This window comes from Streptococcus sp. 27098_8_66, from assembly GCF_041431945.1.
GTDB classification, from domain to species: Bacteria; Bacillota; Bacilli; order Lactobacillales; family Streptococcaceae; genus Streptococcus; species Streptococcus dentalis.
The window spans coordinates 67,924-74,030 of the sequence record NZ_JAPVYS010000011.1 but is presented as its reverse complement, the minus strand read 5'-3'; the positions used below and the strand labels follow the sequence as shown (position 1 = coordinate 74,030).

7 protein-coding genes are annotated in these 6,107 nt (G+C 40.7%); 2 read left to right on the top strand and 5 right to left on the bottom strand.

What is annotated here, in order from left to right:
- Positions 1–479 (bottom strand): CadD family cadmium resistance transporter (locus O3642_RS08375; RefSeq protein WP_371605779.1); only part of this gene is annotated, 479 nt, incomplete at its 3' end.
- A gap of 28 nt (positions 480–507) precedes the next feature.
- On the opposite strand from O3642_RS08375, the gene O3642_RS08370 reads away from it, so the two are divergent.
- Complete coding sequence (locus tag O3642_RS08370; protein ID WP_371605778.1) at positions 508–693, top strand: FanG protein; 186 nt, start codon at positions 508–510, stop codon at positions 691–693.
- A 259-nt stretch (positions 694–952) separates the two neighbouring features.
- On the opposite strand, the gene O3642_RS08365 is transcribed toward O3642_RS08370, so the two are convergent.
- Together O3642_RS08365 and O3642_RS08360 are read right to left on the bottom strand one after the other, a co-directional pair.
- Positions 953–1,588, bottom strand: coding sequence for an SdpI family protein (locus O3642_RS08365; RefSeq protein WP_070506101.1), 636 nt, complete (start codon positions 1,586–1,588; stop codon positions 953–955).
- Positions 1,575–1,856 carry an autorepressor SdpR family transcription factor gene (locus O3642_RS08360; protein WP_003009465.1) on the bottom strand — a complete coding sequence of 94 codons (282 nt, stop codon included), beginning with the start codon at positions 1,854–1,856 and terminating at the stop codon, positions 1,575–1,577. The genes O3642_RS08365 and O3642_RS08360 overlap by 14 nt, the downstream gene beginning before the upstream one ends.
- Before the next feature lie 780 nt (positions 1,857–2,636).
- Here O3642_RS08360 and O3642_RS08355 point away from each other — a divergent pair.
- A complete protein-coding gene (locus tag O3642_RS08355; RefSeq protein WP_371605777.1) occupies positions 2,637–3,806 on the top strand; it encodes a CynX/NimT family MFS transporter in 1,170 nt (389 codons plus the stop codon).
- 86 nt (positions 3,807–3,892) lie between these two features.
- On the opposite strand, the gene O3642_RS08350 is transcribed toward O3642_RS08355, so the two are convergent.
- Both O3642_RS08350 and O3642_RS08345 read right to left on the bottom strand, forming a co-directional pair.
- Positions 3,893–5,029, bottom strand: coding sequence for a LysM peptidoglycan-binding domain-containing protein (locus O3642_RS08350; RefSeq protein WP_371605776.1), 1,137 nt, complete (start codon positions 5,027–5,029; stop codon positions 3,893–3,895).
- Positions 5,030–5,480: 451 nt separating this feature from the next.
- Positions 5,481–6,104, bottom strand: coding sequence for a V-type ATP synthase subunit D (locus tag O3642_RS08345; protein ID WP_003002380.1), 624 nt, complete (start codon positions 6,102–6,104; stop codon positions 5,481–5,483).
- Between the last annotated feature and the right edge of the window lie 3 nt (positions 6,105–6,107).

Sequence of the window (6,107 nt, the reverse complement as noted above, 5' to 3'; positions counted from 1 at the left end):
AATTTTTGGGCAGAAAAAACCAAGAGATAAATCATGACTAGAAAAGTAAGTAAAGTTACTATCAAATTCGCTAAATTTAAGGTGGTAAAATATGGGACAAAGACACCAATATTGTCAGCGCCACAACTTGCAAAAGTAATCATAGCGACTAGAAAAATCAAGTTTTTATTGTCTTTTCGCAAACCATCTTTTGCAATAGCTTCTCCATCAGAATCTCCTAAAAGCAAAACTTTGAGGCCTAGGAAAATTGGAATCAAACCGAGTAAACCTAAAATCTCTTTACTAGGAATATAATTTAAGACAAATGCAAAAAGCAAACTTAGGAATATTAGACTAACAGAGCCTAGAAATTGTCCTAAATAGATGTTAATAATGTCCTTTCTGCTTTTTCTTTTGGCAAAAAATAACATTAGGATAATAAGTAAGTCTACGGCTGTCCCAGAATACAGGATTATTGAAGTAACAATATTTTGAATCATAAAACACCTCATTCAAATATATTTTTGAATGTATTCTAACATTAAACTTTGTAGATGTCAACTTCAGCTCCATCAAAATATAGATAAGAAGGTAGTGTCCCAAACATTAAAAAGCCCTGCCATCGAAATGATAGCAGGGCTTAACTTCAATATCCAGATGATATATTTATCTAAAAAAGGTAGAGTAAGAGGTAGAGTTTTTATTGATTTGTAGTGCGATATAATGAGTTTCCAAAAATCAAAAATCGCTTAAAATCAATATTTTGACATCTATTGACGTGTACTGAAACCCTTACTTAACCTCTGTAAGGATATAATTACGGTACCAGTATATCATAAATAATAACAAAATCTTGACTTTCCGAAAAATAAATATTTTCCTGAAAGTTTTAAATTTGAAACGATGAATAAGCAAAAACAACCGGAAAAGAAAACAGCTCCCGACTGGCTTCTTCTCTGGTTGTCTTTTCATACTAACGATTTTTCCGACTTAATTGATAAGAGTACATCACAGGGATTAACACAATGGCGAGGATGACCAGCACCAGTACATAAGAAAGCGCGAATTGAAGGCCTGCTTCCAGTAGGAGGATTAAGCCTCCGAGAACCCACAACTTCCCTGCCAAGCGATGGGTTTTGTGCCAGTTATCCTCACTCTGTAAGGTCCAAGGCAGACGGATTCCTACCGTGTGATTCACTTTTAGCTTAGGCATGTAATTGCCCATGATTACAAAGATGAGACCCAGCAGAACCGAAACAAAAACTGATGGATTGGTAGTAGATCCTAGCGCCTTGCTATAGATGAGATAGGAGGTACTTAAGGAAACGATTGGGGTCAACCAGTAAATCGCTCTGATCATTTTTTCATTCATAGCGCTATTCTTAGAATCGCGACCGATCATAAAGATCATAAACAGATGCACCATGAGATCGAAAATAGGAAGACCAAACACAACCAGGGGTTTCGATTGGAAGTTATTGGCCTGGCCAGCAAAATTGAAGTGAATCGGGATTTGGTTAGGCAATTGCGACCAAATCATCAGCCCCCAAAGTATGGGGAAAAGGATCACCATAGAGGTTAATATCAATAGTTTTTTATTCGTTTTCATCAGTAGAGTCTCCTTTCAAATCAACGAGCCAGACCATTAAATCCTCCAAGACAGAAGTATTGAGTTCATAGTAGATAAAATTCTTCTCTTTTTCCTCTCGAATTAAATCTGCCTGCTTGAGGAGGCTTAAATGATGGGAAATGGTCGCTCCTGCTACATCAAAGTGGCCAGCGATATCACCAGCAGATAATTTCCCCGCCTTTAGCAGTTCTAAGATACTTCTTCTTATCGGATTCGATAAAGCTTTAAATGTTTGCGCAAAATTCATTCTCTATCTCCTCTAATCTATTTAGAAATCTTTCTAAATAGATTCTAGTACTTTCGGATGGGTTTGTCAACTCTATTTAGAAAAAAATCTAAATAGTTTCTGTTGTAAAAAAATATCAGACCTAAGACCGATTCTTATAAACAGCGTCTTTTCTTAAGTTTTCTTTAAGAAATCAGCCTTATAATAAAACCATCAAATGAAGACCTCCTAACTTTGTTTGATAGAAAATCCTAAACTTTTTCATAATAATCTCCCTATAAGAGCCACCAAAACCGGTGGCTTTTCTATATCTCTTAATGAGGTGAACTCAGAGAGTTCAACCGAATTTAGAGATATTGATGCAGTTTGAGCGAAGCGAAAACTACGGTCCTTATTCCCTTAGCAAACGTTAGTGAGCTTAGGTACGTTGATGCAGTTTAAGCAGAGCGGAAACTACATCCTTTAAAAAGAAAAAGTTATTATAAATAAAAACACAGCTTATTTGTGATGCTAGCTAATACATTTTATCAGCCTTAAGACCGATTCTCATACACAGCGCCTTTTCTTAAGTTTTCTTTAAGCAAACCGCCTTATAATAAAACCATCAAATAAAGACCTCCTAACTTTGTTTGATAGAAAATCCTAAACTTTTTCATAATAATCTCCCTATAAGAGCCACCAAAACCGGTGGCTTTTTCCATGGGAGTGAGAACTACGATTCTTCTCTTTCATTTGTAGAAATACTCCAATTTAGCCTCAATCTATGTTATAATGAATAGAATTTTTGTCAGAGGAGGATTTATGAAAAAAACACATTCTATATTATTCGTCCCGGGCATCATTATGCTTGGGATTGTTTTACGAACACCATTTACTACGCTTCCGACGGTCTTGTCTGACATCGCTGCTGGTTTGGGGGTAGATGTGAACTCTCTGGGACTATTGACTAGCTTGCCACTGCTCACCTTTGCCATTTTCTCACCTTTTGCGATTCAATTTGCTAAAAGGTTGGGGATTGAGCGCCTCTTTCTCCTAGTTTTGATCGCGATTACGATCGGATCTGCCATTCGGATTATCAACCTCCCCTTCCTCTATCTGGGAACCATCTTGATTGGAGCTGGCATCGCCTTTCTCAATGTGCTGCTTCCAAGCCTGATTCAAGCGAACAGACCCCGTCAACTAGGCATTCTGACCACTTTGTACATCACTTCTATGGGGATGTCCACAGCGATCGCCTCTTCTGTCGCTGTTCCGATCACCAAAGCCACTTCTTGGCAAGGTTTGGTCAACATCTTGACAGCCTTGTGTGCTCTTGCTTTGGTCATCTGGATTCCTAACATTCGCTACAACCACCATCTAAAAAAGACGACCACTACGGAATCTAGTAGCAAGTGGTATACCAATAAATATGTCTGGGCTATCATGATTTTTGGAGGCTTGCAGTCACTGCTTTTCTACACAAGTATGACCTGGCTTCCGACCATGGCTGTTCAAGCTGGCCTTTCAAAGGTTGAATCTGGACTACTGGCCTCCGTGTTCACCCTGATCAGTCTCCCATTCTCCTTGACGATCCCAAGTTTAACCACACGGTTATCCGATCGCAATCGACACTTGATGCTTGCGATTGTTGTCGGAGCAGGGATTCTGGGGGTAGCCATGCTCTTAATCCCGACCAGCAACTTCTTCTATTGGTTGGTATTAAATGCCCTGATTGGAAGTTCCGTTAGTTCGCTCTTCCCTTACCTCATGGTCGCTTTCTCCATGAAATCCAGTACACCTGAAAAAACAGCTCAACTTTCTGGTCTTGCCCAAACAGGAGGCTACGTCTTTGCAGCCTTTGGGCCCATCCTCTTTGGATATAGCAAATCTCTCTTCCACTCTTGGACACCTGCCATTCTTATGTTACTGGTCTTAACCATTATCATGGCGATTGCCCTTTATCAGGTGGAAAAAGTTGATCATATTTTATAACCATCGTCTGGCTGGAAGATTCGTCTTCCGGCCTTTTTTGTGCATACAAAAAAAGAACTAGGCACTTGTCCTAGTTCGAAATTTTATTATCCGTTAAATGAGATATGTACGTGATCGTAGTGGTTTGCTGTATCTCCACCACGGTCTGGCATTTGGTTCCATGTGTTAGCAGGTCCGTAAATGTTGTCGACTGGCATGTAGAATTGTTGTTTCCAGATGATGTATGAGATACCTGCACGGTCCATGTTGTCAATTGCATATTGGGCAACTTGATCTCCAAATTCAGAACTTGTCGGAACCATTACGTCTACTGCAAGCCCTTTACCGTGGTCTTCTGGATCCCCTTCACGGTAACCACCGATATTTGTGATACCGAATTTCGCAGCGATTTCTTGACGGAAAGCTTCCGCTTGCGGTTGAAGGTGTGGATCAGTTGGAATGGCATTTGCAGCTGTTGGAGTTGATGCTAGTGGTTGCACTTCAGGTGTAGCAGCCGTTTCTGCTACTGGTTGTGCTGGAGCTTCCTCTGCTGGAGCTTCAGGAGCAGAAGCTGGTGTTTCAGCAGGTGTTTCCGCTACTGGAGCAGATTGAGGAGCAGCTGGCGCTACTTCTTGATTTTGAACTTCAACATTGACAGCTGGAGCACCGTAGTTTGGTGTTTCTGGAACAGCTGGTTGTGCTGGTGTTTCTGCTGCTGGTACTTCAACTACTGGAGCTTCCGCTGGGGCTTCTTGAGTTTCCGCTGCTGGAGCAACTGGAACAGCTTTGTTGTCTTCGTTAACTGGTTTTGACAAATCGTTGACAGCAACTGTTTGGTCATCAACTGTCACTTGGTTTGTTGTCAAGTCAGCACTTGCAACGGTTGCATCTGTCGCACCTGCTTGAGGAGTTTGGATTTCAACTGAAGTTACTTCTTTTTGATCATTCACTGTTGTTTTCAAAACAGTACCTGGGTAGATCAAATCCATGTTGCTGATGTTGTTCAAGTTTGCCAACACATGAACATCGATTCCAAGCGCTTCTGCGATCGAACTCAATGTATCACCATATTTGATGGTATAAGTTTGTTGGTTTTCACCGCTTTGTTGGATATCATGTTTGATTTCATCTACTGAGCGAGCTACCCAATCTTCAAGTGTTTCTGCAGTGGCTTTTGTAAATGGAATCACTGCAAGAGCTACTGTTGAAGCGATCAAGGCTTTCGTATTAACTTTTAATTTCATCTTTTATCCTCTTTTTTCTTTGTTTTTTGCTCAAGATTTTCTTGAACAAATGAACTACTATTCTATCTTATCACAATTAAATAATAATAAAAGGCCTTTTTGGCTATTTAACAAAACTGTATTTTTCTTGTAACATTTCGTCTTTCTTGTCACATTGTTACAAACTAGTAACATAAAAAGATGGTGCAAAAGAACCTCATCTAGGAACGTTTCCTTGATGAGGTTCTTGTCTTTTTTAAGTAATTGAACACGCCCTAAATGCTGGGTGAAAAACGCAAACTGTAATAGTACTAACTTCAAAGGCACAGTAGCTGATTGGATTTTTCTCTCGCTTTAAGAGCTCGGAAAAATCCTAATCAGCCTTGTGGGGGCAGGACAACGAAGCATTCTATACAACAGTGCTTCTGTCCTGCTCCCTATTTTCCTTTGAGTTGCTTAACGGCTTTGTATCTTATTTTACCTTCATGATTCTGACGAGGTTGGCGCGTTCGGCTTCTTCGAGTTTCATTTCGATATAGTAGATAGTCTCTTTGAGATCTGGGATGGTCGCATACTCGAGTCCGTTCACTCGACGGCGGGTTTTCTCGATTTCATCTGCCATGAGTTGGCAGCTTTTTTCGATTTCCGCTAACTTGAGCAAATCTGGGAGTAGATCCCCCATTTCTTGAATAGTGCTGTCCATTTGACTATTGGAGGCAAGGTAGCTATAAACCACGTCCCCTTCATCATCTCCGTATGGATTATCGATACGGGCATGGAGCTTGGGCACGCGCACACTCATGACATTTTCTTCCTCGATATGGAGCATCACTTCTCGAGTGGGTACAGCAAAGATTTCTTCTACCATGAGGTCACTCTCTAGGGACTTGGCCATCACGAAATCTTGCATATTGCCCACCAGTGCTGCCTCCACCTTTTGGCGCAGACGATTATTCTCACGCACAGCTTCAATAAAACGGCGCATGAGTTCATCCCGCTTATCCTTGAGCAACTTATGCCCCCGGGTTGCTGTCTTGAGGCGCTCTTTGAGAATATTGAGCTCCATCCGAGTTGGTTTTACATTTAATCGTGCCATAGG